The organism is Kitasatospora sp. NPDC048298 (genome assembly GCF_043201465.1).
GTDB lineage: Bacteria > Actinomycetota > Actinomycetes > Streptomycetales > Streptomycetaceae > Kitasatospora.
Genome location: NZ_JBICYZ010000112.1, coordinates 1 through 21540 on the forward strand (window position 1 = coordinate 1; position 21540 = coordinate 21540).

The following is a 21540-nucleotide window of genomic DNA, read 5'->3' on the forward strand; positions in this document are numbered from 1 at the left end:
CCGCCTGGGTCAACGTCGGCACCGACCACGACACCGCGGCCTTCGCCGTGGAGTCGATCCGCCGCTGGTGGAACGCGTGCGGACGGCACTCCTACCCCGCCTCCGGGCGGTTGCTGATCACCGCGGACGCGGGCGGCTCCAACGGCTACCGCAGCCGGACCTGGAAGTTCGAGCTCGCCGCACTGGCCGTGGAGACCGGCCTGGAGATCACCGTGTGCCACATGCCACCGGGCACATCGAAGTGGAACAAGATCGAGCACCGGCTGTTCTCCCACATCACCATGAACTGGCGCGGCAGGCCGCTGACCAGCCACGAGGTCATCGTGAACAGCATCGCATCCACGACCACCCGCACCGGGCTGAAGGTCCGCGCCGAACTCGACACCGCCGCCTACGAAACCGGCGTCCGTGTCAGCGACGGGCAGATGGCCGCCCTGCCCCTGAGCCGCCATACCTGGCACGGGGACTGGAACTACACCCTCCGCCCCGAGGAACACCGCAGGGACGGCATCCCGCCCATCCCTCCCCAGGACCTGCCCGGCCCGGGCCGCGCATGGTTGGTCCACCCCGTCCTGACCGGCATGCCGGACGACCGGTGGAACCAGTTGATCGCCACACTCAGCACGGCACGCGAAGCCCAGCGGGAAGCAGACCTTCTCCAACGACGCGGCGGCGACCGGCAGAAGGTGCCTGCGACCGGCCTCTACACCGGTCGGCGCCCTGGCCTCACCCTCGTCGACCGGCTTCTGGCCACCCTCCTCTACGAGCGTCACGGGCTCCCGCAGGTGACGATCGCCCCGCTCTTCGGGATGGTTCCGCAGAGCTTGAACCGGGCCATCAGCCAGACCCGACGCCTCCTCGCCGAGGCCGGCTACACCATCGAACCCACCGACACCCGACTGGCCACCCTGAACGACCTCACCAACCTCGCCGCCCGTCACGGCATCACACCACCATCAGAGATCAAGACGGCGAGTTGATTTCCGGCAAGCCCTTTGGGCGGGCCGGTCCGTGTCAAGGGTCGGGTGTGAGCATGTTGATGCTGATGGTGGCCTTGTAGGTGGCTCGGTCGATGGCGGGTCCGCGTGCGTTGTACTTGGAGATCGCTCGCTTGACGATGCGGTCCTTGGTGCGGACCCGCCGCTGGGGCAGGAGTTGAGCCAGTACGTGGCGGCCGATGGTCCCGACCAGGTCGATGGCGGCGTCGGCGATGACGCCTGCTGCCAGGACGAGTTGGTCTCGGGCGGCGGCCAGGGCGATGGTGAAGCCAGCCCGGTCCGGATCGGTGCCCGGGATGGGGAGAAAAATCAGGCTCTGTCTCGTAATCGGTGGTAACCGTCTGTGATTCGGGCGAGGAGGATGCGGTGTCGGAGCAGGGCGAAGCCGGCCCGTCCGGAGTCGCGGGTGTGCGGTTCGGGACGGGCCGGGCCCGGGGGAGCGGTGCTGTCGGCGGAGGCTCTAACGGGCCGGCGAGGCGGCGTCCACGGCCTCGACCGCCCTGACCAGCGAGGTCAGCTCGGGGTTGCGGGCGGCCTCGTCGAGCGCCTCGCGCAGGGCGGCGTCGTTGGTCGGGCGGGCCTGCTCCAGGAGCTTCAGCCCGTCCTCGCTCACGTTGGTGTAGATGCCGCGGCGGTCGGTCGGGCACAGGTAGCGCGCCAGCAGGCCGCGGTCCTCCAGTCGGGTGACCAGGCGGGTGGTGGCGCTCTGGCTGAGCACGACCGCGTCGGCGACCTGCTTCATCTGCAGGTGCCCGCCCTCGCCGTCGTGCTGGCGGCTGAGCACGTCGAGCAGCGAGTACTCGCGCACGCTCAGGTCGTGCCGGGCCTGCAGTGCGCGTTCGATGTGGGACTCGATCCGGCTGTGCAGGAGGGACAGGGCGTTCCAGCCGCTGGCAAGGGCGGTGAGCGCGGGGTCCGTGGCGGTCATGGGCCCGGCCTCCTTCCACGTGTGGCTCCGTCCAGGATAAGCCATGGAGCGAAATATCGGCTAGAGCGTGTAATGCGCTTGTGCAACTACTGCCGACCCCTGAGGCGCGACTCCTGAAAGTGGTTCAGACCACTGCTGCCACAAATGGTTCAGACCATTGACGCGAAGGGAAGGCAGCTCCTACGGTGTCGGGCAACCGGTCTGGCGCGGGCATGCCATGTTTCGGGCAGGCCGCCGTGCGCACCCCCACGCGCACGCGCACGCCCCGCGCCGGGCGCACACTCCATCCACCCCCACGGAGGAGCACCATGCGCAAGCGCCACCTGATCGCCGCCGCCGCGGCCGCGATCGCCCTGCCGATCGCGGCGGCCCTGCCGGCCCAGTCGCACGGCTTCATCAACCTGCCGCCGAGCCGTTCCGCGCTCTGCGGCGCCAACGCGGTCCCGTGGGACTGCGGCGACATCCAGTGGGAGCCGCAGAGCGTCGAGGGCCCCAAGGGCTTCCCGAGCCGCGGCCCGGCGGACGGCACCATCTGCGCCGGCGGCGACGCCCGCTGGGCCCCGCTGGACAACCCCCGGGGCGGCGCCTGGCCGACCACCAAGGTGACGGCGGGCCAGCAGCTCACCTTCACCTGGGAGATCGAGGCCCGGCACTCCACCACGAACTTCAAGTACTACCTGACCAAGCCCGGCTACGACGCGAGCCGGCCGATCACCCGCTCCGCCCTGGACCTGACCCCGTTCCTGACCGTCCCCTACAACGGCCGCCAGCCCGCCGCCACCACCACCCACACCGCGACCCTGCCCACCGGCCGCACCGGCCACCAGGTGATCGTCGCCGTCTGGGAGATCGCCGACACCGCCAACGCCTTCTACTCCTGCACCGACGTCCAGTTCTGACGGCCCCGACCGCCGCGTCCCGCCGGCGCCGCCCGACCCCGACCGTCGCGCCGGCGGGCCGCCGTTTGCAGTCGCAGACCCCGGGGCGCCCGGCCCCGGTCGTGCGCGCGCCACAGAAGCCGTAAATGGGTACATTGACGACATTTGGCAGCAGTGCCCAGCGCCCAGTGCCCAGGCTTCGCGCGTCCACGAAAGAAGGCCGACCGCCTTCGGAAAGGGTCTCCATGCGCCCCGACCTCAGCCCCGCCGTCCTCGCCGAGCTGCGCCGGCCGCGGCCCTACCCGGCGGTGTCGATCCTGATGCCCACGCACCGCCGGGAGCCGGACAACGCCCAGGACCCGGTCCGGCTGCGCAACCTGCTGGCCGAGGCGAAGGAGCGCGTCCAGGCCGACCCGAAGGTCTCCCGCGCCGAGCGGATCGACGTGCTGGAGCAGCTCGACCGGGCCCTCGCCGAGGTCGACCTGGTGCACGCCGAGGACGGCCTGGCGCTCTTCGCCGCGCCCGGCGAGCACCAGGTCTGGTCACTCGGTCGCACCGCCCCCGCCCGGGTGGTCCTGTCCGACACCTACCTCACCCGCAACCTGGTCGCCGCGCACGCCGCCGAGCGCCCGTTCTGGGTGCTCGCGGTCGCCGCCGACAAGGTGGTGCTGTGGGGCGGCACCGAGGAGCGGGTCACCGAGGACAAGGGCAACGGCTTCCCGCTGGTGCGCGTCTTCGACAACCCCGACCCCGAACGGCAGGAACAGATCGGCGACACCCCCAGCACCTTCCGCGACGAGGCGACCAAGACCTTCCTGCGCCAGGCCGACACCGAGGTCGGCAAGCTGCTGGCCGCCGCCCCCCGCCCGCTGTACGTGGTCGGCGAGGCCGCCGCGCTCGCCCTGCTGGACGCCGTCGGCCCGATCGCCAAGGAGTCCACCGCGCAGCTCCCGCACGGCGGCCTGGCCCAGGCCGACGCCGAGACCGTCCGCAAGGTCGTCGAGCCCGCCGTGCGCGCCCAGGCCCGGCGGGAGGTCGACGAGAGCCTCGCCCAGCTCGACAAGGCCCGCGGCGCCCAGCAGTTCGCGGCCGGCCTGGACGAGGTCTGGCAGACCGTCGGCGAGGGCCGGATCGCCCGCCTGGTGGTCGAGGAGAACTACCGCGCCACCGTGCGCGACGACGGCGAGCACCTCGTGCCCGCCGAGGCCGACCAGGAAGGGGCCCGCGAGGACATCGTCGACGAGGTGATCGAGCGCACCCTGGACACCGGCGGCCAGGTCGGCTTCGTCCCCGAGGACACCCTCGCCGACTCCGGCCGGATCGCCGCCGTCCTGCGCTACTGACCCCGCCGGCCCCGCTGACCCGCCCTCAACCCGCCCGCGCCGCAGCCGCCCCCTCCCCGGTGGGCGGCTGCGGCGCGTCCACGGCACCGAGGCCCGCGCCCTGGACGCCTGACCCAGACCCCTTCGCGGCCCCGTACCGTCCTTGGGCGCTACGGGGCCGCGGTACGCAGCGGGGGAGCGGTACCCAGGATTCGCGGCCGGATTGGGTAGCGGTACGCATTGATCCCACCCCGGCCCGGCCGGTTTCCTGGAGCCCGCCCCAGCCGACGACCCTCACCCCCCAGGAGGTCGCCATGACCCGCCGCGAGCGCCTTCGCCTCTACGCCGACGAGCACTTCACCGCCCCCGACCCCGGCCTGGTCCTGCCCGCCCGCCGCAGCAGCGGCCTGCGCCGCCCGGGCCTGGCCCGACTGGCCCGGCTCTCCCGGCTGGTCGAGCGCTCCGGGCACCACCAGCACGGCTGACCCGGACCGGGTCCCGCCCCCTTGAGGGAGCGGGGCGGGACCCCTTTTCCGGGCGGCGTCGGGTGGCGTCAGCCGGCGTCGTCCTCGGCCGCCAGTGCCTCACCCAGCCCCGCCCGCCCCACCCCGAGCTTGCGCAGCGCACCGGCCACATGGTGCTCGACCGTACGGGTCGACAGGAACAGCGCCCGCGCGATGTCCTGGTTCGCCGCCCCCTGCGCGGCCAGCGCCGCCACCTGCCGCTCACGCGGCGACAGCCGCTCGCCGTAGCCGCGCCGCCCCGGCGAGACCGCCCGGCCCAGGCCCAGCTCCCGCCGCAGCCGCTGGCAGCGGGCCGCGTCCGAGGCCGCCCCCAGCGCCAGGTACGCCCGCTCCGCCGCGGCGATCCGCTCGCCGGCCGCCGCCCGGTCGACCCCCGCCGCCACGGTCGCCGCCCGCTCCCCGGCCCGCGCCGCCTCGTACGGGCGCCCGATCTCCTGCCAGAGCCCGCCCGAGCGGACGAACTGCGCGCCCGCGCCCGCCGGATCCCCGTCCGCCAGCAGCAGACCACGGGCGAAGGCCAGCGCCGCCAGCGCGGCCGGCGCGTCCCGCCCCTCCAGCCGCGCCCCCGCCTGCCCGGCCAACTCCTCGGCCCCCGCCCGGTCGCCGTCTGCCAGCAGCACCTCCACCGCCACCGGCAGCAACTCCGCCGCCCGCGGCCACGCCCCGGCCAGCCGCAGCGCCGCCAGCGCCGGCTCCAGCGTCGCCGCCGCCCGCGCCACGTCCCCCTCCGCCAGCTGCAGCGCCGCCAGCCCCGCCGCCGCCCGCAGCGCCCCGGTCACCTGCGACTCCCGCTCCCCGTACGGGCCCGCCTGCGCGAAGTGGGCGTGCGCCACCGCGAGCCGGCCGCGCGCCGCCGCCAGCCGGCCCAGCAGCAGCGCCTGCTCGACCCCGGCCATCGCGAGGTCGGGGAACTCCGTGCCCAGCGCGGCCAGCCGCTCCTCCAGCCCCTCCCACTGCCCGGCCAGGCCGTCCAGCCGCACCAGCGCGATCCGGCTGTAGCACTCCAGATAGGGGATCGCCGCCTGCCGGGCCAGCCGCCGGCTCTCCTCCAACAGCCGCGCCGCCCGCCGGTCGTGGCCCAGCTCGACGGCGATCTCACCCGCGTTGTACAGCGCGCGGGTGGTCTGCCGGACGATCTCCGGCCGCCGCGAACTGCGCGGCAGCTCCTCCAGCCGCTCCCACACCGACGGGTCGCCCTCGCGCGCCAGGAACGTCAGCCGGGTCGCCCGCACGGCCGCCGCGACCTCCTCGTCCGGGTGCGCGGCCAGCGTCCGCTCGGCCCGCTCCAGCCACTGCCAGGCGCGCTCCCCGGCGCCGTCGCGCTCGTTCATGGCCAGCGCCACCATCGCCCTGGCCGCCCGGCCCGGACGCTCCTCCAGCTCCTCCAGGGACTCCTCCATCCGGTCGAAACCGGCCCGGTCCCCGCCGTGCACGGCCATCAGGAAGCCCAGCGAGAGGCGGATCTCGCCCCGGTCGGGCACCGGCAGCCGAGGGTCGGCGATGATCGCCGTCAGCACCGCCGCACTGGCCACCGAGTCCACGCCGTCGGCGGCGATCCGCGCCAGCGCCAGCGCCGCCCGCCCGCGCCGGTGCGGATCGAGGTCGGGCTCGTCCAGCAGCCGGCGCAGCAGCGCCCCCGCGCTGCCGCTGTCCCCGAGCGCGACCGCCTGACCGGCCGCCGCCTCGGCCACCTCCTGCCAGGCCGCCCGGTCGCCGAGCGCCAGGGTGTGGTGGGCGATCTGCACCAGCGGCCTCGGCTCGCGCGCGCCCAGCGCCGCCACCGCCCGCCGGTGCAGCGCGGTGCGCCGCGGCCCGGGCAGCCGGCGGTACGCCACCTGCTGCGCCAGCACGTGCCGGAAGCCGTAGTGGGCCAGCGGACGCTCGTGGAGCAGCGCCGCCCGCAGCGCCTCGGTCAGGCCGTCCGCCGCGGCCTGCGCCTCCAGGCCGGCCACCGCGGCCAGCAGGTCCTCCCCGGCCGGCACGCCGAGCACCGCGGCCGCGGAGGCGATCGCGGCGGCGTCCGGGGACAGTGCCGCGAGCCGCTCGGTGACGGCGTCGTGCAGGCCGCGCGGCACCTCGGACTGCTCCAGGTCGGCGGCCAGGTCCGCGGCGTTGGTCAGCGCCCCGGCGCCGCGCCGCTCGCCCAGCGTGATCAGGTCCTCCTCGGCGACCAGCGGCAGGCCCTCGCTGCGGTCGAACAGCACCCGGGCGAGCGCCGGCGTCGCGCGCGGGCCGAGCGCGGCCCGGGCCAGCTCGTCGACCTCGGCCTCGGCGAGCGGGGCCAGGCGCACCAGCGCGCCGCCCACCCCGGCCGGACGCCGGTAGGCGGCGCCGAGCGCGGGGGTGTCCGGCGGCAGGTCCTCGGCCCGGTAGGTGAGCACCAGGGCCAGCCCCGCCGGCACGTCCCGCGCCAGCAGCAGGAGCAGCTCCCGGGTGGCGTCGTCCACCCAGTGCAGGTCCTCGACGACCAGCACCGTCTCGCCCAGCGCGCCCAGCAGCGCCCGTACGGCCTGCACGAGCAGCCGCAGCCCCGGCGTCCCGTCACCGGCGGCCGCGGGCAGCGGCGGCAGCCGGTCGGCGAGGTCGGGCAGCAGCGGGCGCAGCGCCCCGGCACTGGCCGGGATGCGGTCGGCGGGCGGCAGGAACGGGCCGACGCCGCGCAGCGCGTCCACCACCGGGCCGAAGGCCAGCGGCTCGCGCAGCGGGTGGCAGAAGCCGGTCAGCACCCGGCGGCCCGCCGCGGCGGCGTCGGCGGCGGCCTCGGCCACGAGCCGGGACTTGCCGAGACCGGCCTCGCCCTCGACCAGGACGACGGCGGGCGGGTGGAGCATCGCCTGGGTGAGGCGCTCCAGTTCGGGGCGGCGCCCGACGAACGCGAATCCGGCGCCGGGCGATCCCGGCTCGACGGGCCGGCTCACGGCCGTCCGGTCGGTCCGGGTGCGCGGCGCTCGCCGAGGAGGGTTGCGAAGGCCATGGGGCCCATCATGCCGTGACGGTTCCCGGTGGTGGCCGCCGGGGCGCCGTCACGGTACGGGCGGTGCGGGGGTGTGCGGGTGGTGCGTTCACTCGGTGTGGGCGGGTGGCGCGTTCAGGAGATGTGTGCAGGTGGTGCGTGTATGCGGTGCGTTCACGCCGTACAGGCGGGGACGGGCCGCCGGTGCGGCAGGGCGCCCCGGCCGGGCAGGTCGAGCACCGTGCAGCCCAGCGCCTCCAGCCGGCGCACCGTGGCCCGGGCACTGCGGTCGTCGAGTGCGAAGACGAACGGGCCGGGCACCAGCACCACGTTCACCCAGCCCTGCCCGGCCCGCTCCAGCAGCCGCTCCAGGGCGGGGCACCGCTCGCCGGAGCGCACCCCGTCGTCCAGGAACGCGGCGGGCACCGGCAGACCGCGCTGGCGGGCCAGGCGCTCCAACGCGGCACGCTGGTACTCCAGGCCCGCCGCGTCGGCGGGGTAGCAGCGCAGGTACAGCGCGGGGCGGGACGGGCGGGCAGAGTGGTCGAGCATGTCGTTCACCTGACCTGTTCGGTGAGGAGTGCGACGGGCCTGGGGGAGCCCGTCCACTCCAGCAGGCCCCGGTGAATGGTGCGCAATCAATAGCGGTCGCCACCCAATCGTGCGAGCGCCGGGCAGGCTGCGGCGCGCCCCACGGGCCCCGCAGGCCCCGCAGGCCCCGGGCGCCACTGGTGGCACGCGGTGGCGGTCCGGGACGTTGACCCGGCGTCAACCCATCGGCCCGAGCGACACATTCGTACGACGGAGGAACCGGCATGATCGACAGGCGCACCTTCACCAGGGCCGTCGGAATCGGCGCGGGCACCACCGCGCTGTCCCTGGCCGCCCTGCCCCAGACCGCCGGGGCCGCACCGGCCGGTACCCCCGCGCCGGCCGGTGCTCCCGCCGGTGCCCCCCCTGCACCGGACGCCGCCCCCGTCGGCGCCCCCGCCCCCGCCCCCGCGACCCGGACCGGCTTCGCCCGCCTGGCCCAGATCCGCGCCGGCCTCCTCGACGTCGGCTACGCCGAGGACGGACCGGCCGACGGCCCCGCCGTCATCTGCCTGCACGGCTGGCCGTACGACATCCACAGCTACGTCGACGTCGCCCCGCTGCTCGCCGCCCAGGGCTACCGCGTGATCGTCCCGTACCTGCGCGGCCACGGCAGCACCCGGTTCCTGTCGGACCGCACGATGCGCAACGCCCAGCAGTCCGCCGTCGCCCTGGACGTGCTCGCCCTGATGGACGCGCTGGGCATCAGGCGGGCCGTGCTGGCCGGCTTCGACTGGGGCTCGCGCACCGCCGACATCATCGCCGCGCTGTGGCCGGAGCGGGTCAAGGCCCTGGTCTCGGTCAGCGGGTACCTCGTCACCGACGTCGAGATGCAGAAGCAGCCGCTGGCCCCCGTCGCCGAGCACACCTGGTGGTACCAGTTCTACTTCGCCACCGAGCGCGGGCGCACGGCCATGGAGAACCGGGACAAGCGCCGCGAGCTGTGCCGCCTGGTGTGGCAGCAGGTCTCACCGACCTGGGCCTTCGACGACGCGCTCTTCGACCGGACCGCCGCCGCCTTCGACAACCCGGACTACGCGGCGATCGTCATCCACAACTACCGCTGGCGCCTCGGCCTGGCCGACGGCGAGCGCCGCTACGACCGACTGGAGCGCAGGCTCGCCGCCCGCCCGAAGATCGCCGTGCCCACCGTCACCCTCGACCCCGGCCGCGACCCCTTCACGGCGCCCGGCGACGGCTCCACCTACCGCGACTTCTTCACCGGGCCGTACCTCCACCGTGCCCTGCCCGAGGTCGGCCACAACGTTCCCCAGGAGGCCCCGGAGGCCTTCGTCCGGGCCGTCCTGGACGCCGACCGCCTCTGACACCGGCGGCGGTGCGGGGCGGCGCGGGGGCGGTGCGGGGAGGAGTCTCGCGGCTTCGTGGGGGTCCGTGGGGGAGAAGCCGCGAGACTCGGTCACCGGGCGCCGACGGCCGGCCGACCGGCGGTCACGCGTCGGCGGTCACGCGCCCGGCGGTCACGCGGAGGTCGTCCACCGCTGCTCGGAACCGCCCGTGCACGGCCACTGGATGACCGGGGCGCCCGGCGTCGTGCTCGAACCGCCCACCGCGGCGCACAGGTTGCTCGCCCGGTTCCTGATCTGCGCGAAGCCCGTGTCCGGGTTCGAGCCGAAGTACCAGGTCTGCTCCGGCCCCTTGTCGCAGCCGTACTGGATCAGCTGGACCCCGGCGTTCGTCGAACTCGCCGGATCCGCCAGGCACTTGCCGCTGTTCTTGTTGACGATCTCGTAGCCGCCGCCGGAGTTCGGCATCGGGTAGAGGCCCCAGTACTGCTCGGCGCCGCCGTAGCAGGACCACTGGATGATCCCGGCCCCGCCCGCCGTGCTCCCGGCCCCGACCGACAGGCAGTGCTGGCTGTTGAGGTTCCAGAGCTCCACGATCTCCCCGTCCCTGACCGAGGGGGAGGAGGTTCCGCTGCCCTGCTGCGCCACGCTCGGCGCCGCGTTCGGCGTCACGCTCGACGCCGACGCCGACGCCGAGGCCGGCGTCATTCCTGCGGCGAACGCGAGCGCGGCGGCGAGCCCGACGGCCGCCGTGCCGAGCCTCGTCCGGGTGCGTGCCGCCGTGCCGTGGTGGGCGATTCCCATGGGGTGTTCCCTCCGTGTCGAGACGTCATGGTCACCGGGTGTCGGCGCGGACGGCGTGGTCACCGGCCGTCCGCGCCGGAGGCGTCACGCGGTGCGGATGTCCCACCACTGCTGGGACTGGAAGTTCTTGCCCCACAGCTGGGTGCGGGCGCCGTCGCCGGCCACGTTGATGTCGCGGTCCAGCACGGTGTTGTTGCCGTTGTTGTAGCGGTAGTTGTAGATGGCCAGGTCCCCGGAGGGGTGGTACCACTTCTGCTGGGTGGTGCCGTTGCACTGCCACAGCTGCACCCGGGTGCCGTTGGCGCCGCCGCCGTTGGTGTCGGCGTCCAGGCACATGCCCGGGAACCGCACGTTCTGCAGGCTGCCGTCGGTGGACAGGTACCACTCCTGCTGGGTGGTGCCGTTGCACCCCCACACCTGGACCCGGGTGCCGTTGCCGCCGGCGGTGGCGTCGGCGTCCAGGCACTGGCCCGGGGTCCCCTGGTACAGGCTGTAGATCCGGACGTAGAGGCCCGCGGTGAGGGCGCCCGCCTGGGTGCCGGGCGTCTGGCCCTGGCTCCAGGCCACGTGACCGGCCTGGCCGGCGGTCTGGGCAGTCTGGGCGGACTGCGCGGCCTGGGCGGACGCCGCGCCGGTGGCGCCGACGACGAGGGCCGCCGCGGCGGCCACGACGGCGGCCAGCTTCTTGTGAGCGATCACGGGTCCCGGATTCCTCTCAGGGCTGGGCGGTTCGGTGAATCCAGCAAACGCCACGCCGATCGACCGGTCGAATGATTCGATGGTTTTCGAAGGGGCTGGCGAAGGGGGAGCGTCTGTGATCCGGATCCGCCTGGGGGCCCGGGGGCTGGGAGGCGTCAGGTTCGCGGTCTCACCGGTGGGCGCGGCCAAGGACCTGCTCCGCCTCGTCGGCTTCAGCCCCGGCACCCTGACCCCGCAGTGGCGGACCAGGGCCACGGACGCGCTGTCCCGCCACCGGCTCGGGCTGCTCGCCGTCGTCGGCGGGGGCGGCCCCCTCGGGTACGCCCCGGACTTCATCCGGCCGGAGCCCCCGGCCTTCCTGACCGACATCGACACGGCGCTGCACCAGATCGCGACGACCCCGCAGGAACGGATCCGCTACGAGCTGGCCGGGGCCGTCAACGGCCACGCCTGGGACCCCGGCTCCGGCCACCCGCCGCCACGGCAGCTCCTGCGGGCCCTCGACCGCGGCGAGGACCACTTCGCGCACCGCCTCGCCGACGAGATGGCCCGGTTCTGGCACGCGGCACTGGCCCCCTCGTGGCCGGCGATCCGGGCCCGCCTGGAGGCCGACGTCACCGCCCGGGCCTCCGAGATCGCCCGGTCCGGGCTCGCCGAGGCCCTCAACCGGCTTGCCCCGAACCTGGAGTGGCGCGACGGCGAACTGCTCGTGCACATGCGTACGGACAGCATCCACCAGCTGACGCTGGACGCGGACGCGGTGATCCTGACGCCCAGCGTCTTCGTCGACTGGGCCCTGTTCTGCGCCGGAGAGCCACCCGGCGCGCCCGCCCCGCGCACCCCGCTGATCGTCTACCCCGCCGCGCAGGCGGACTGCCTACCGCCCGCGCAGGACCACCCGCTGATCGGCGCGATGCGGCGCAGACTCCTGGCCGAACTGAGCCAGCCGCGCTCCACGACGGAACTCGCCCAGCGGCTCTACCTGAGCCCGGCCACCGCCTCCTACCACCTGCAGATCCTCCACCGCGCCGGCCTCGTCACCCGCACCCGACGCTCCCGGCACGTGCTCTACCAGCGGCTCGGGGGAGCCACGTAGAAGACGTCCCATCCTGGACGGCCACGGCCACTCACCTTGACGAAGCGTCATGACACCGGTCCGGAGGGCTTCTTCGACGCGCCCACTTTCGCTGGATCGGCAACAGGTCTCTGGACGCAATCGGTTTGTCATGCAAACCTAGTGGGCGTGACGACTCACTCCGCACCCTCCTCGAACAACCCCCGCGACCTCCTGACGATGAAGCAGGCCCTGACCCGGCACATCCACCGCGAGCAGCGCGGCGCCTGGTTCGCCCTCCTCGTCTTCGCCGCGGTGCGCCTCGGCGCCGCACCGGTGGTCCGCTACGGCCAAGGCGACCACAACGGCGGCCTGCCGCCGGCCATGTGGTACTGGCCGGTGGCGCTACTGCTCGCCTACGCCGCGATCAGCTGGTTCTACGTGCGGCGCTCCACCAGGCTCGGCCTGGGCACCCGGGTCGGACCGTACCTGGCGCTGGGCATCACCCTGGTCGTGCTCATCACCGGCTACGTGCTGTGGACGGCCCTCGACCCGGGGTTCCTCGCCGAACTCCGCGGGCCGTCACCCTTCGCACCGATCCTCACCAACCCGGTGGTGAGCCCCGCCGGCACGATCGGCCTGGCGCTGCTGCTGCTCGCCCGGATCGAGCGCAGCTGGCTGCTCCTCGCCATCGCCTGCGGGTACCTTGGCTCCATGATCAGCGCCGGCGACCTTCCCGACCCCTCGCCGTGGGGCGGCCTCCCGCGCATCCTGCTGGAGGGGGGAGTGCTGCTGCTCGGCGGCGTCGGCCTCGCCCTGCTGCAGGGGCGCAAGGGGCGGTCGGCCACATGAACGAACACCCCACCAACGGCCTCGACGACGTCGTGCACCAGCGCGTCCGCCTGGGCATCCTCGCGGTGACCAAGGAGGCCCGGCAGGTGGAGTTCACGTTCCTCCGCAGCACGCTCGGGCTCACCGCCGGGAACCTCTCCCAGCACCTCGCGGTCCTGGAGAAGGCGGGCCTGGTCACGATCGACAAGGGCTACGAAGGCAAGCGGGCCCGCACCTGGATCCAGCTCACCAAGGCGGGCAAGAAGGCCCTGAGCGAGGAGATCGCGGCACTCAAGGCCCTGATCCAGCAGCTCGAAGGAACGGGCAGAGGCGTCGGCCCCGGCCCCGCGGCCGCCCCCGCCCCGGGCTGAGCCCGATCGGCTCCATCCGGAGCCGTGGCGGTGGGCCTTCCACCCACCGATCTGCCCACCGAGCTGCCCTGCCGTGGCTCGCTCGCGACGGGGCGAGCCGTACAGTCCCGGCCGTGACCGACACCACCGCCGCGTCGTGGCACGAGCTCGAACGCACCACCGTGTTCGGCAAGTTCGGCCGGGCCGTGGACACCGCGTCGACTACGAGATGCCCGACGGCAGGACGGAAGAGTTCTACGTCAAGCGCGAGCGCCCGGCCGACCGTGCCGGTGCCCGGCCCCTGCCGGGGCCGGGGCCGGGCACCAGACCAACCGTCAGGACTCGCGGCGCTCGGCCGCCGGCTCCTCCGCCGGCTTCTTCGCCGGCTTCTTCGCCGGCTTCTTCGCCGGCCGGGCCGACGTCATCGGGACCATGCCCCGGGTTCCGTGATCCTGCGCGCGAGGTGCACGGGTGGCGGCTTGGGCGGAACATTGAGGAGAGATGTATGCGCGACTCGAAAGGAGAACAGGCCGCACCAAGAATATGCCGCATTATCCCTTGGAATTCGGAGAGGTCGATCGAAGTGCCGCATTTCTACACCACGTCAGCAGCTGAGGCGACCACTGCGATCAACAGCCACGGGTACTCCCTGGAAGGGATCGCATGCTGGATCTACGGCCAGAGGCCGGTGGTAGTGCTGCCGCCCGAGCTCCGCGGGGTCGTGGAGCTGCTTCGCCTCTACCACCCGGAGAGCCAGGCGCACGTCTACACCACGGACGCCGCCAAGGCGCTCGATCTGACCAAATCAGGCTGGCAGGACGAGCCTTCTGCCGGCTGGGTTTACGGCCAGCAAGTTCCTGGCACGGTTCAGCTGCTGTCCGCGCTCCGCCCGAACCCCGAGGACTACTTCTACACGACGTCGGTCGATGAACACGATGCCGCCGTAGCAGGCGGCTACACAGAGGACGACATACCCGCTATCTGGGTCTTTTCCGACTCGACGAACGGTGTCCCCTTCTATCGCCTCGTGCGCTGATTCCGATCGTGCAGGACGGCGGGGTGACGCCCGGGTTGCCCGTCACCTCACCGCCACCGGCGGCCCGGCCCGCTGCCGCCCCACGACGGCCCGCTACCGCTCCACGACGGCAGCCCTCAGCTTCGTCGTGGATACCTGCACGAGAAATCCGGCGGCGAACTCCGTCGCGGCCTCCGAGCTTTCGAGGTCCGCGGCAGTGACGTCCGGCGGGAGCTCGATCTCCGTCATGGAGAATCCCAGCGCTGTCTGCTTTTCCACGGCCAGACCGATCGGGGCGGTGACGATTTCGGAGATGATTCCCGCGGTGTCGTGAATGGCGAAAGCCCGCCGTCCGAGATCTTCGGGCGACCCGGATGACGGGTCGAGATTGACCCCGCTGAGCCAGGCATGGTAGGCCGTGATCCCCCAGGGGCCGTTGTTGAGGAGCGCGTAACTTGCGCCGGCCGTACCGCTGCTCAAGTACTGCGTGGCGAGATAGTCCACTCTCATGGACTGCACGCTCGACTCCCTGGCCGGGTGCGCGGATACCGCGAACACGACTGCGTTCCCCGGCAAGTCGGGGCTCAGCCACGTGTGGTACTGGCCGGGCATGAGGGGGCTATTTCCCTGAGCCATTGCCCAGTTGACAGGGCCATATGCTTGCAGAACCGGTGCTGGCATATACCGTCACCTCCAGAAGGGTGCTCCCACTTTATGGAACCACCGGTTCGGAGGCGATGCACCTCCGGCATCGGCGTCGGGCGGCGTCGCCCCCGGGGCGTTCGGCCAAGGCGGTAGGGCGCTTGGTGCGGAGTGGGAAGTCGGTCCGGCCGACTTCCCACTCCGCTCAGTGCGGCGCCGGCACGGGATTGTCCGGGCTGTCCAGCCACACCGTCTGCCCGTCGGGCGTGACGGTGAGCCCGAACCGGTCGAAGCCGGGGCGCCCCCGGCGGCGCCACCAGCGCCAGGCCGCCTCCACTTCGTCCCAGAGCCTGCGGGGGCCGGACTGCACCACCTCGTAGGCGCTCCGGTCGGGCTCCCAGTCGGTGGTGGCCCAGGACGTGACGGCGGTGTCGTGGATCCACAGGGTGTACGTGCCGTCGGCGTACCGCTCGGTCAGCGGGAACGCGTCGGGCACCTGCACGCCGATGGCGAACATGGCCGGCCACCCGCCGATCTCGTCGGGGGAGAGGGGCGTCGACGACTTCGTCCCGTCGGCCGGCCACGGCCCGGACAGGTACTCCAGACTGCCCGGCCGTACGGTCCGCTGCCGGCGCAGCCGCATGAAGGCGGACGACCCGACGAACCGGCCGCTCGCCGTGCCGTCGGCGCCGACCGTGAGCCGGACGACGGCCTCCCCGCCGTACTCGGGCGCCCACGGGGCGACGAGCACGGCGCCGGGCCGGGACTGCTCGATCCAGGCGTACGGAATCCGGCGGACCGAACAGGTGGCGATCACCCGGTCGAACGGCGGGCCGCCGGCGAAGCCCTTCGACCCGTCGCCCACCACGAGCCGGGGCTCGTACCCGGCGCGTGCGAGCCGAAACAGCGCGGCGGCCGCGCTGTCCTCGTCCACCTCGACCGAGACGACGTTCCCGGCCCCGACACGACGGGAGAGGAGAGCGGCGTTCCACCCGGTGCCGGTACCGATCTCCAGCACCCGGTCCCCGTCCGCCACGCCCAGCGCGGCGAGCATGGAGAACACCATGGTCGGCATGGAGTTGGACGAGGTGGGCACGGTGCCACGGCCGTCCCCGCTGTGCTCGCCGTCGTCCCACTGCGTGGTGAGCGGCGCATCGGAGTAGACGGCCTTCAACCACCCGTCCGGATCGGCGAAGCGGTGCACGGACTCGCCCTGCCGCACCCCGTCCGCCCTGCCCGGCCAGACCAGGTCAGGGACGAACCAGTGACGTGGAACGGCGTGGTAGGAGGCCAGCCAGCCGGGGGCGAGGGACCCGTTCGCGATGAGCGCGGAGGCCAACCGGGCCCGGCCGGCCTCCACTTCGTGCCGGTCGCTCATGCGTCAGTGCCCGACGCCGGGCCGGCGCCGTCCGAGGTGTTCCCGCCCTCGTCGCTGCCGCCGCCACCGTGCTTGTTGCCGCTGTTGGAGTCGTCCTGTTGACCGCCGCCCTGGCCGTTGCCCTGGCCGCCACCGTGCTTGCCACCGTCGAACATCGGCATGCGCTTCCCCTTCGCTGTCGGTCAACTCCCGTGCTGCTCACGGGTGCCAGTGAGCACGTTAGGCGTGTTCGCATCGACGGCGGGCGCGTGATTCGCGGGTATTCGAGCTGCCGGGAGTGAGGTTCGCGGGGATTCCTCACACGTCCCCGAGAGCCCTGCGGCACCGGGTCCCAGACGCGCCGGTGCTGGAAGTCGGTGCTCACATGTCGGACAGTACCCCAGCGGCGAACTCGCGGTGCGGGGTGGCGTAGTGCCAGGCGGCGTCCCGCTCCTGGCAGGCGCGGGCCACCTTCACCGGGTCGGTGATCACCTCGATCTCGGTGATGTCGTCGTCGGCGTCGAAGTGCAGCAGGGCGAGGTAGCGCGAGTCGAACAGCCAGGCATCCTCCGCCGGGAGGCCGAGCCGGTCGGCGTCGGCACGCCAGAGGTAACGGATGTCCTCGCCGACCAGACCGTTCCGCTCGGAGTTGTTGAGCAGGTACCGCTGCCCCATGGTGGGCGGGTTGTCCATGATGCGCACCCGCTCGAACCGCTTGCCCAGGGCCGCCTGTTCGCGACGCGAGCGGCACCAGGGGTGGTCCAGGTCCCATTCGGGGGCCAGACCGGCGACGAACTGCTGGTAGGTCTCGGACTCCTCGTCCGAGCGGTAGCGGCGGCGGGTCTCCAGCCGGAAGGCCGTGTGCTGGAAGGTCGTGAACATCTCCTCGAACTCGTCGTAGCTGATCAGCACGCGTTCGCGGTTCAGGCTCACAGTCACTCCCCTTGCGGTCGGTCTCACTCGGACGCCCAGGTAAACCACAAGAATGAGGATCCGTCAGAATCCTCATGAAGCCTTGCGAGAGCGCCGTGAAGCGAGGAGCCATTGCGGTTCAGGCATCTGCGAAGCGGCGCCCGGACCAACGTGGCGGCCGGTGTGTCAAATCCTGTGGACTGATCGGACCGCCCAAGGACCGGTCGGTCAAGCAAGCGGCTTGCGGTAGCGGACGTGCTCGTTCTGCCGCCGGAACCCCACGCTCTCGTAAAGGTGGTAGGACCGGTGCGGATTCGCCGTGCCCGTGAACAGCCGGGTGGTCGTTGCACCCTGCTCACGAAGGCTTCGCAGCCCGTCCAGCAGCAGGGCCCGGCCGATTCCGAGACGTCGCTGGTCCGTCCGGACACTCAGCTCTTCGATCTCGCCCACGGTGTGGTCGTGGCGGCGGATGGAGCAGAGGGCGACGCCGACCATGTCCTGCCCGTTCCACGCAGCCCTCCAGCATGCCGAGTCGGCGGTGTCGACGAAGTCCTGGAACGGCCATTTCTGAGTGAAACCGGCATCCGCATACGAATCGACGACCGTCCTCCAGGCTGCACGGTAGTGGCTTGCCCCGATCGGTCCCGTCCGTATCCCGGCCGGCAGTTCGCTGTCCCGCTCGGGCAGCTGCTGCAGATCGCCCAATTCCATCTCGACCAGGCCGAAGACGCGTCGGTAGCCGGCTGCGAGGAGAAGGGCGGTGGCGTCCTGCTCGGAGACCAGAGCGTTCGCGCCGATCACTGCCGTCCGATTCGTTCCATGCTGTTCGACGAGCTGGTGGATCCGCTCTTCGGCCCAGCTCAGCATGGCTGAGCCGATGCCCTGGCGGCGATGCTGGGGCAAGAGGTAGCCGCGGTGCAGGTACAGCCACGTATCGTCCTGCTCTTGCCACCACCGGATCGTCGAGTAGCCGACGACTCTCCCGTCGTGTACCACCAGGTTCTGGTTCTTGGACGGCTCCTCCAGCTTGGCGGAGGCTTCGGCGATCTCGGCTGCTGTCGGGATCCCTTCCACAACCGAATGGGCATCGACCCCGTCATGTTCGGCACACCCCAGCCGCACCGCGGCCATGGCGCCGTGGTCTTCGCCGCCGCGATACGGCCGGAACCCGAAGCCGACCGGAAGGTCCTGCCCTGGTGTGTCATCCGACATGACCGGATGGTCTCGAACTTCGAGGCATGTCCGCCACCCTGTTCATGCCGCGGTCGTCTGCGGACGTTCAACGAGTTGGCCGTGTTCGAAGCGGGCCCTGGCGCGGACGAGGGCGACAACCGGTTGACGTGTGATCAGGCTGCAGTGGGCTCCTCCCGTTCGACCAGGACGCCGTTCTTGAACTCGGCTCCGGAGCGGACGAGGGCGACGAGGTGGGCTCCGGTGATCGCGCGCCAGCGGGCCTGCGCGGACTCGACCAGCTTGAACACCATCGCCAGGGCCGCGGCCGGGCTGCCGGCCCCGCGGGTGACCTTGGTCCGCAGCTTGACCGTGGAGAACGTGGATTCGATGGGGTTCGTGGTCCGCAGGTGGACCCAGTGCTCGGCCGGGAAGTCGTAGAACGCCAGCAGCTCCTCCCGGTCCTCGGTGATCTTCGAGACCGCCTTGGGCCACTTCGTCCCGTAGGTCTTGGCGAAAGCGTCGATGGCCTTCTCCGCGTGCGTGCGGTCCTCGGCGTTGTAGATCTCCTGCACGGCCTTCGTCGCGCCCGGTTGTGCGGACTTCGGCAGGGCGTTCGTGACACTTCGGGCCTTGTGGACCCAGCACCGCTGGTGGCGGGGCGGGGAACACTTCGGCCAGTGCCTTCCACAGGCCCATCGCGCCGTCGCCGACGACGAGTTCGGGGTCGCGTATGCCGCGTCGGCGGCAGTCGCGCAGCAGGTCGGCCCACGACTCTGCAGACGCGTCGCGGCCGGTGTCGGCGCGGTCGTGCTGTCAGGAGGGGATACGGGCCAGGAGTTCGTGGGCGGCCCGGGTCAGGTGTGCGGGGATGTCGTCCGGGAATGTCGGCTCGCCGTAGTTCTGGAGCGCCTTCACCGCGTCGACCATGGGTGCCAACTCCTCGGACTCGCCGTAGGCCTCGGCGACGTTCTCGATGACGAGTTCGGCGCCCTCGACGGGGTCGAGCCATCCGCCGACGATCTCGGCGGCGTACCAGCGGGCGAGCGCCAGTCGGCCTTCCCAGTAGTCCTCGGGTGGGTGGAAGCCGAAACCGAGCTCGTCCATCACCTGGCCGAAAAGTTCCGGGGCTTGGTCCTTCTCGCTGCGCAGGAGCCCGGCGAGGATCGGCAGCGACGGTGTGTCGACGCCGACGATCAGGGCGCGGAGAGCGGCCTGGATCAGACGATCCGGGTCGCCGTACCGGCCGTCGATCCACCAGTGGGCGAGCTCCCGCAATTCCCGCACCGCCTCGCCCGCCGTTCCGGGGGCTCCGTTCGTCGCCATGGCGGCATACTGCCGCGCGTCGCCGACCGCAGGCCAGCGGATATCACGCGGTGGGGTCGGGCGCCGCCGGGCGGCGAAAGCCGTGCATGCGGGTGGGGCGAGTGCCCCGACGGTGGGCGTGTTCGCTGACCAGATGCATGCCACGGCCGCCCTCGGCGGAGCTGGGCAGCCATACGGGCACGTCGGCGTGGGTCTCTCTGCCGGCGGGCCCTTGCGGAGCGCAAGGGCCCGCCGGGCGACGAAGAGTGGAGCCTCGCGCCGGGGCCGGCGCGAGGGGCAACGGTGTCGGCGCGGCTCGGTGAGGCGTCTGCGCGGGAAGTCGGCCCGGCCGACTTCCCACTCCGATCAGTGAGGCGCCGGCACGGGATTGTCCGAGCTGTCCAGCCACACCGTCTGCCCGTCGGGCGTGACGGTGAGCCCGAACCGGTCGAAGCCGGGCACGATCCACCGCACACGACTCCGCCCCGCCGAGCAACAACTCGGCGGGGCGGAGTGGTCAGGCCCCCGCATGACGCGAAGGCGCCTGGCCCCTGCCAGGGCCAGGCGCCGGGCCAACGGTCAGGGCTTACGGTGCTTGCCCGCCGGCTTCTTCGCCGGGCGGGCCGACACCATCGGGATCACGCCGTCGCCCTCGATGCCGTGGACGAGTCGCTGCGCGGCGGCGTAGTCCGGCGCGATGGTCTCGGCTCGCCACGGCGACCCGGACCGCATGTCCCACTTCATCGAGACCGCCCTTGCCGACGACGTCGGCGCAGCCGCGAACCTCAACTACTGGGCGTACTGGATCGGCGAGATCCCGCTCGAACTCTCCGACGACTTCATCGCATCCCAGGCATCGGGCTCCTGGCCCGGACACAAGCTGTTCGCCCACCTCGCCGATGGCATCGACCCCCGTCATGGCTACCTCGACCTGAACATCCACAGTGTGTGGTCGCTGCTCCAGATCCGGCCGAACCTGCTGCGCTCCGGAACGGCGGCAAGCGCCCTACGAGACCGGCTCCCCATGATGTTGGATAGCGCTGAGCTCTCGTCGCGCGGGCGGCGCGAACTCGAGAACATCCGTTACGCAATCCGCCTCGCTGAGGCGTGAGGGGAGTCCGACGGTGCCCGACGACCTGTCCTCGGTGGCGCGCTTCCTGTTCGAAGCCGGGACACTCAAGCAGACCAAGCGCACGGGCTGGTGGATGGCCGGCGTCCGCGACCCCGAGTCGGTGGCCGAACACTCCTGGCGGACCTCGCTCCTCGCCTCGCTCATCGCCAAGCTCGAAGGCGCCGACCCCGCGCAGGCGGCGTTCCTCGCCACCTGGCACGACATCGCGGAGACGCGTACGGGAGACGTCAACCACCTGGGAAAGAAGTACGCGAGCGGCGCCGACCCGGAGGCGGTGACGGCCGACCAGGTCGCCGGCATGCCCGAGGTTCTGGCGTCGGCCGTGCAGGAGCTCATCGCCGAGTACGAGGCGAAGGAGTCGCCGGAAGCGATCTGCGCACGGGACGCCGACAAGCTGGAGTGCCTGATCCAGGGCATCGAGTACCGGGCTCAGGGCTACGCGAACGCCCAGCGGTGGATCGACAACAGTCGTGGGCGGCTGACCACGAAGACCGCCAACGCGCTCGCGGACACCCTTCTGGCGACCGACTCGCTCGACTGGCTCCGCACTGCCCTCGGTGAGCAGCCGAGCTGAGCTGCCGGACGCCGGTCGAGCGCCTTGGGGGAGCCGTCGGCCCCTCGCGCAAGCATGCGCGAGGGGCGGTGGAGACGAGGCGGTTGCGCAGGAAGTCGGGCAGGCGACTCTGCTGGCGAAGTATTTGATCTGGGTCAGGCCGCTGCTGCGATGGCGTGTTGGGTGCAGAGTGTGTGGATGCGGGTGGGGTGGCGGTC

Annotated in this window: 23 protein-coding genes and 1 pseudogene; 11 read left to right on the plus strand and 13 right to left on the minus strand. The window is 72.5% G+C overall.

All coding sequences use genetic code 11. The annotated features are described in order from the left end of the window. Nucleotides 1-980, plus strand: a 980-nt coding sequence (locus ACGF0D_RS42095; RefSeq protein WP_392925568.1) for an ISAzo13 family transposase, incomplete at its 5' end; no start/stop codon positions are given. Between the two features lie 478 nt (nucleotides 981-1458). On the opposite strand, the gene ACGF0D_RS42100 is transcribed toward ACGF0D_RS42095, so the two are convergent. Beyond that, the gene (locus tag ACGF0D_RS42100) at nucleotides 1459-1926 is read right to left on the minus strand and encodes a MarR family winged helix-turn-helix transcriptional regulator (RefSeq protein WP_392883384.1); all 468 of its coding nucleotides are present in this window, start codon (nucleotides 1924-1926) and stop codon (nucleotides 1459-1461) included. 308 nt (nucleotides 1927-2234) lie between these two features. Between ACGF0D_RS42100 and ACGF0D_RS42105 the strand changes: the two genes are divergently transcribed. The 3 genes from ACGF0D_RS42105 to ACGF0D_RS42115 all read left to right on the plus strand — a co-directional run bounded on the left by ACGF0D_RS42105 (nucleotide 2235) and on the right by ACGF0D_RS42115 (nucleotide 4611). Further along, entirely contained in the window at nucleotides 2235-2825 is a 591-nt protein-coding gene (locus ACGF0D_RS42105; protein ID WP_392925570.1) for a lytic polysaccharide monooxygenase, read from the plus strand. Nucleotides 2826-3049: 224 nt separating this feature from the next. Next, nucleotides 3050-4147, plus strand: a complete 1098-nt coding sequence (locus tag ACGF0D_RS42110) for a chemotaxis protein (protein WP_392925572.1) — start codon at nucleotides 3050-3052, stop codon at nucleotides 4145-4147. 293 nt (nucleotides 4148-4440) lie between these two features. Then, on the plus strand, nucleotides 4441-4611 hold the full coding sequence (locus ACGF0D_RS42115) for a hypothetical protein (protein WP_392883381.1): 171 nt from the start codon (nucleotides 4441-4443) through the stop codon (nucleotides 4609-4611). Nucleotides 4612-4679: 68 nt separating this feature from the next. On the opposite strand, the gene ACGF0D_RS42120 is transcribed toward ACGF0D_RS42115, so the two are convergent. Both ACGF0D_RS42120 and ACGF0D_RS42125 read right to left on the minus strand, forming a co-directional pair. Then, nucleotides 4680-7568: an ATP-binding protein gene (locus tag ACGF0D_RS42120; RefSeq protein WP_392925574.1), complete on the minus strand. Its 2889-nt coding sequence runs from the start codon at nucleotides 7566-7568 to the stop codon at nucleotides 4680-4682. A gap of 209 nt (nucleotides 7569-7777) precedes the next feature. Further along, nucleotides 7778-8155 (minus strand): recombinase family protein, encoded by a 378-nt coding sequence (locus tag ACGF0D_RS42125; RefSeq protein WP_392925576.1) that lies wholly within the window; start codon nucleotides 8153-8155, stop codon nucleotides 7778-7780. A 263-nt stretch (nucleotides 8156-8418) separates the two neighbouring features. On the opposite strand from ACGF0D_RS42125, the gene ACGF0D_RS42130 reads away from it, so the two are divergent. Next, on the plus strand, nucleotides 8419-9519 hold the full coding sequence (locus ACGF0D_RS42130; RefSeq protein WP_392925578.1) for an alpha/beta fold hydrolase: 1101 nt from the start codon (nucleotides 8419-8421) through the stop codon (nucleotides 9517-9519). A 153-nt stretch (nucleotides 9520-9672) separates the two neighbouring features. On the opposite strand, the gene ACGF0D_RS42135 is transcribed toward ACGF0D_RS42130, so the two are convergent. Together ACGF0D_RS42135 and ACGF0D_RS42140 are read right to left on the minus strand one after the other, a co-directional pair. Beyond that, nucleotides 9673-10302 carry an RICIN domain-containing protein gene (locus tag ACGF0D_RS42135; protein ID WP_392925580.1) on the minus strand — a complete coding sequence of 210 codons (630 nt, stop codon included), beginning with the start codon at nucleotides 10300-10302 and terminating at the stop codon, nucleotides 9673-9675. A gap of 84 nt (nucleotides 10303-10386) precedes the next feature. Beyond that, nucleotides 10387-11001 carry a ricin-type beta-trefoil lectin domain protein gene (locus ACGF0D_RS42140; RefSeq protein WP_392925582.1) on the minus strand — a complete coding sequence of 205 codons (615 nt, stop codon included), beginning with the start codon at nucleotides 10999-11001 and terminating at the stop codon, nucleotides 10387-10389. Nucleotides 11002-11116: 115 nt separating this feature from the next. On the opposite strand from ACGF0D_RS42140, the gene ACGF0D_RS42145 reads away from it, so the two are divergent. From ACGF0D_RS42145 to ACGF0D_RS42160, 4 genes are all read left to right on the plus strand, one after another. Further along, entirely contained in the window at nucleotides 11117-12097 is a 981-nt protein-coding gene (locus ACGF0D_RS42145; protein WP_392925584.1) for an ArsR/SmtB family transcription factor, read from the plus strand. A gap of 147 nt (nucleotides 12098-12244) precedes the next feature. Then, nucleotides 12245-12907 carry a hypothetical protein gene (locus ACGF0D_RS42150; RefSeq protein WP_392925586.1) on the plus strand — a complete coding sequence of 221 codons (663 nt, stop codon included), beginning with the start codon at nucleotides 12245-12247 and terminating at the stop codon, nucleotides 12905-12907. Then, entirely contained in the window at nucleotides 12904-13257 is a 354-nt protein-coding gene (locus ACGF0D_RS42155) for a winged helix-turn-helix domain-containing protein (RefSeq protein ID WP_392925588.1), read from the plus strand. Before ACGF0D_RS42150 ends, ACGF0D_RS42155 begins: the two co-directional genes overlap by 4 nt. A 484-nt stretch (nucleotides 13258-13741) precedes the next feature. Then, nucleotides 13742-14272 (plus strand): hypothetical protein, encoded by a 531-nt coding sequence (locus tag ACGF0D_RS42160; RefSeq protein WP_392925590.1) that lies wholly within the window; start codon nucleotides 13742-13744, stop codon nucleotides 14270-14272. A gap of 93 nt (nucleotides 14273-14365) precedes the next feature. Here the strand turns inward: ACGF0D_RS42160 and ACGF0D_RS42165 are convergent, their stop codons facing one another. The 8 genes and pseudogenes from ACGF0D_RS42165 to ACGF0D_RS42200 all read right to left on the minus strand — a co-directional run bounded on the left by ACGF0D_RS42165 (nucleotide 14366) and on the right by ACGF0D_RS42200 (nucleotide 20381). Beyond that, the gene (locus tag ACGF0D_RS42165; protein WP_392883367.1) at nucleotides 14366-14863 is read right to left on the minus strand and encodes a hypothetical protein; all 498 of its coding nucleotides are present in this window, start codon (nucleotides 14861-14863) and stop codon (nucleotides 14366-14368) included. 235 nt (nucleotides 14864-15098) lie between these two features. Then, nucleotides 15099-16271, minus strand: a complete 1173-nt coding sequence (locus tag ACGF0D_RS42170) for a methyltransferase domain-containing protein (protein WP_392925592.1) — start codon at nucleotides 16269-16271, stop codon at nucleotides 15099-15101. Beyond that, nucleotides 16268-16432: a hypothetical protein gene (locus tag ACGF0D_RS42175; RefSeq protein WP_392925594.1), complete on the minus strand. Its 165-nt coding sequence runs from the start codon at nucleotides 16430-16432 to the stop codon at nucleotides 16268-16270. Before ACGF0D_RS42175 ends, ACGF0D_RS42170 begins: the two co-directional genes overlap by 4 nt. Before the next feature lie 199 nt (nucleotides 16433-16631). Further along, nucleotides 16632-17183 carry a DUF6879 family protein gene (locus tag ACGF0D_RS42180; RefSeq protein WP_392925595.1) on the minus strand — a complete coding sequence of 184 codons (552 nt, stop codon included), beginning with the start codon at nucleotides 17181-17183 and terminating at the stop codon, nucleotides 16632-16634. A 207-nt stretch (nucleotides 17184-17390) separates the two neighbouring features. After that, nucleotides 17391-18374, minus strand: a complete 984-nt coding sequence (locus tag ACGF0D_RS42185; protein WP_392925597.1) for a GNAT family N-acetyltransferase — start codon at nucleotides 18372-18374, stop codon at nucleotides 17391-17393. Nucleotides 18375-18508: 134 nt separating this feature from the next. Beyond that, nucleotides 18509-19127: pseudogene (locus ACGF0D_RS42190) on the minus strand (IS256 family transposase); the annotation flags it as partial. A gap of 21 nt (nucleotides 19128-19148) precedes the next feature. Next, nucleotides 19149-19658: a hypothetical protein gene (locus ACGF0D_RS42195; protein WP_392925599.1), complete on the minus strand. Its 510-nt coding sequence runs from the start codon at nucleotides 19656-19658 to the stop codon at nucleotides 19149-19151. A gap of 558 nt (nucleotides 19659-20216) precedes the next feature. Further along, nucleotides 20217-20381 (minus strand): hypothetical protein, encoded by a 165-nt coding sequence (locus tag ACGF0D_RS42200; protein WP_392925601.1) that lies wholly within the window; start codon nucleotides 20379-20381, stop codon nucleotides 20217-20219. On the opposite strand from ACGF0D_RS42200, the gene ACGF0D_RS42205 reads away from it, so the two are divergent. After that, entirely contained in the window at nucleotides 20368-20748 is a 381-nt protein-coding gene (locus ACGF0D_RS42205) for a hypothetical protein (RefSeq protein WP_392925602.1), read from the plus strand. The genes ACGF0D_RS42200 and ACGF0D_RS42205 overlap by 14 nt on opposite strands. Before the next feature lie 13 nt (nucleotides 20749-20761). After that, complete coding sequence (locus ACGF0D_RS42210) at nucleotides 20762-21343, plus strand: HD family hydrolase (protein WP_392925604.1); 582 nt, start codon at nucleotides 20762-20764, stop codon at nucleotides 21341-21343. Nucleotides 21344-21540 lie beyond the last annotated feature (197 nt).

Excerpts from the sequence above, each read along its gene's own strand:
- ACGF0D_RS42100 (WP_392883384.1), bottom strand. The coding sequence starts at position 1,926 with ATGACCGCCACGGACCCCGCGCTCACCGCCCTTGCCAGCGGCTGGAAC.
- ACGF0D_RS42105 (WP_392925570.1), top strand. The coding sequence starts at position 2,235 with ATGCGCAAGCGCCACCTGATCGCCGCCGCCGCGGCCGCGATCGCCCTG.
- ACGF0D_RS42110 (WP_392925572.1), top strand. The coding sequence starts at position 3,050 with ATGCGCCCCGACCTCAGCCCCGCCGTCCTCGCCGAGCTGCGCCGGCCG.
- ACGF0D_RS42115 (WP_392883381.1), top strand. The coding sequence starts at position 4,441 with ATGACCCGCCGCGAGCGCCTTCGCCTCTACGCCGACGAGCACTTCACC.
- ACGF0D_RS42125 (WP_392925576.1), bottom strand. The coding sequence starts at position 8,155 with ATGCTCGACCACTCTGCCCGCCCGTCCCGCCCCGCGCTGTACCTGCGC.
- ACGF0D_RS42130 (WP_392925578.1), top strand. The coding sequence starts at position 8,419 with ATGATCGACAGGCGCACCTTCACCAGGGCCGTCGGAATCGGCGCGGGC.
- ACGF0D_RS42135 (WP_392925580.1), bottom strand. The coding sequence starts at position 10,302 with ATGGGAATCGCCCACCACGGCACGGCGGCACGCACCCGGACGAGGCTC.
- ACGF0D_RS42155 (WP_392925588.1), top strand. The coding sequence starts at position 12,904 with ATGAACGAACACCCCACCAACGGCCTCGACGACGTCGTGCACCAGCGC.
- ACGF0D_RS42160 (WP_392925590.1), top strand. The coding sequence starts at position 13,742 with ATGCGCGACTCGAAAGGAGAACAGGCCGCACCAAGAATATGCCGCATT.
- ACGF0D_RS42165 (WP_392883367.1), bottom strand. The coding sequence starts at position 14,863 with ATGCCCGGCCAGTACCACACGTGGCTGAGCCCCGACTTGCCGGGGAAC.
- ACGF0D_RS42170 (WP_392925592.1), bottom strand. The coding sequence starts at position 16,271 with ATGAGCGACCGGCACGAAGTGGAGGCCGGCCGGGCCCGGTTGGCCTCC.
- ACGF0D_RS42175 (WP_392925594.1), bottom strand. The coding sequence starts at position 16,432 with ATGCCGATGTTCGACGGTGGCAAGCACGGTGGCGGCCAGGGCAACGGC.
- ACGF0D_RS42185 (WP_392925597.1), bottom strand. The coding sequence starts at position 18,374 with ATGTCGGATGACACACCAGGGCAGGACCTTCCGGTCGGCTTCGGGTTC.
- ACGF0D_RS42195 (WP_392925599.1), bottom strand. The coding sequence starts at position 19,658 with ATGGCGACGAACGGAGCCCCCGGAACGGCGGGCGAGGCGGTGCGGGAA.
- ACGF0D_RS42205 (WP_392925602.1), top strand. The coding sequence starts at position 20,368 with ATGTCCCACTTCATCGAGACCGCCCTTGCCGACGACGTCGGCGCAGCC.
- ACGF0D_RS42200 (WP_392925601.1), bottom strand. The coding sequence starts at position 20,381 with ATGAAGTGGGACATGCGGTCCGGGTCGCCGTGGCGAGCCGAGACCATC.